The organism is Ideonella azotifigens (assembly GCF_006519715.1).
Lineage (GTDB): Bacteria > Pseudomonadota > Gammaproteobacteria > Burkholderiales > Burkholderiaceae_C > Ideonella > Ideonella azotifigens.
Genome location: NZ_VIDT01000957.1, coordinates 1 through 1,653, shown reverse-complemented (window position 1 = coordinate 1,653; position 1,653 = coordinate 1). Strand labels below are relative to the sequence as shown.

The following is a 1,653-nucleotide window of genomic DNA, read 5'->3' as shown; positions in this document are numbered from 1 at the left end:
TGGTCGCGAGGGACAGGCGCTCCGCAGTTCGCGCCTGCGACGGCACAAGCTGCGGCACGAATTGCCGTGCCGGAGAGCCGCTGGATCGGGCAGAGCACGCGGCGTTCCATGGCCTGTCGCGGCGCATGGTGCTGATGGCGATTGCACTGTCCGGCTGCGACCCGAAGCAGCCGAAGACCGACCCCAGCGGCACCGCGAGCACCGCTTCACGGTCGCCCCATGGGTGACCTAGTGGTGGCAGCGCCCTGAAATGCCGGGCCCGCGCGTTCAGCTGGCTTTTGGGACGCCGCCTGGCTGTGCATCGGCCTCGGTCAGTCCCGCTTGTTCGGCCGGTGCAGTGGGTGCCGCTTCGACTTGCTGCTGGCGCGGCGGGTTCGCGGCAGGGCTGCCCATGGTCTCGCCGTCTTCCGTCTGGCGGTGCCGCATGCTGTTGTCGAAACCGTAGCCACCGCCGCCGGTCTGCTGCGGTGCACCAGGCGTGGGGGAGTTGCGTTGGGTCATGCGAAGCTTCCTCGTGTGGATGGCAAATGCCGTGAAGGCTTTGTCTTTGGCAAGGCGCATGCCCCGCAGCAGGTCCTACCGGGCGGGTGAGGCCGGTGCCGGCCAGACGCGGTAGGTCCAGTCCGTCAGCCGCTGCAGGCGTGTGGTCTCGGCGCCCATCTGCGTGGCCTTCCACAGCGCGTACTGCAGGAACTGCTCAGGCGACGCGCGGCCGTAGGCATCGGTGGTCTCGGCGTACTGGCCGTTGCCCATCGCGGCCAGCGGCGTGCGGCCCTTGTCCACGCAGAAGGCGAAGCCTGCTGTGGGTTCGGGCTCGCCCAGCTCGGTGTTGGCGGGGTCGCAGCGGCGCCAGGCCGCGGGGTCGGTGCTGGCATACAAGGTGTTGAACTGCGAGATCGCGCCGTTGAGCAGCTTCAGCGAAAGGCCGGGCTGGTAGCGGTCCAGCGGCGCGTAGGGCGAGCCGGCGGTGCCCATGGTGGCGGTGGCGCGGTCCATGAAGTTGCTGGGCGCCAGGTGCTTCATGGCCTGGGCCCGGCTGTAGCGGCCGCGGTTGTTGATCAGGCTGCCGGTGTCGCTGGCCACGTAGAGCGGGATCGCGTTGTTGACGAACTGCGCGCTCTTGATGCGGGCCTGCAGCAGGCGCACGGTGCTGGCGTTGCCGAGTTCCTGCTGCGCTGGTGTGGCGCCGCCCAGCGTGCCGGTCAGCAGCTCGTCGAAGCCGGTCAGGTAGGGCCAGTCCATCGAGAAGTTCACCCAGTCGCTTTGCGCGCCGGGGTTGATGGACATCTGCATCTGGTACCAGGCGTTGGTGCGGTAGTAGGAGCCGATCACGTTATGGGTTTCCCAGGCGTGGATCAGGTCGCGCGTGACCTTGCCGGTGGCGTCGGTGTCGGCCTGGTAGAGCATGTGCGGCGCCAGGAAAAACACGCTCACGGTGTTGAACGGCCAGCCGCGCACCTCGCCGCGGCCCTTCCAGGTGTTGGCGTTGGCGTCGTAGTCGCCAATGAACCACTTCTGCTTGCCTTCCAGCCCGTAGCCGGTGGCCCAGTGCCACTGCTGCACGGCATTCCACTGCAGCAGGCTCATCATGGCGCGTTCGATGAAGGCGTTGGTCGTGGCCGCTTCGGGTTCGCTCGCGGTGGTGGCGCTGGC

At 68.2% G+C, this 1,653-nt stretch carries 2 protein-coding genes and 1 pseudogene; 1 reads left to right on the top strand and 2 read right to left on the bottom strand.

Translation table 11 applies throughout. The features are described from left to right. Positions 1–227, top strand: a 227-nt coding sequence (locus FKP22_RS33590; RefSeq protein ID WP_211361662.1) for a hypothetical protein, incomplete at its 5' end; no start/stop codon positions are given. 40 nt (positions 228–267) lie between these two features. Here FKP22_RS33590 and FKP22_RS29605 read toward each other — a convergent pair. Then, positions 268–501 (bottom strand): hypothetical protein, encoded by a 234-nt coding sequence (locus FKP22_RS29605; protein ID WP_141291792.1) that lies wholly within the window; start codon positions 499–501, stop codon positions 268–270. Between the two features lie 75 nt (positions 502–576). Next, positions 577–1,653: pseudogene (locus FKP22_RS33065) on the bottom strand (hypothetical protein); the annotation flags it as partial.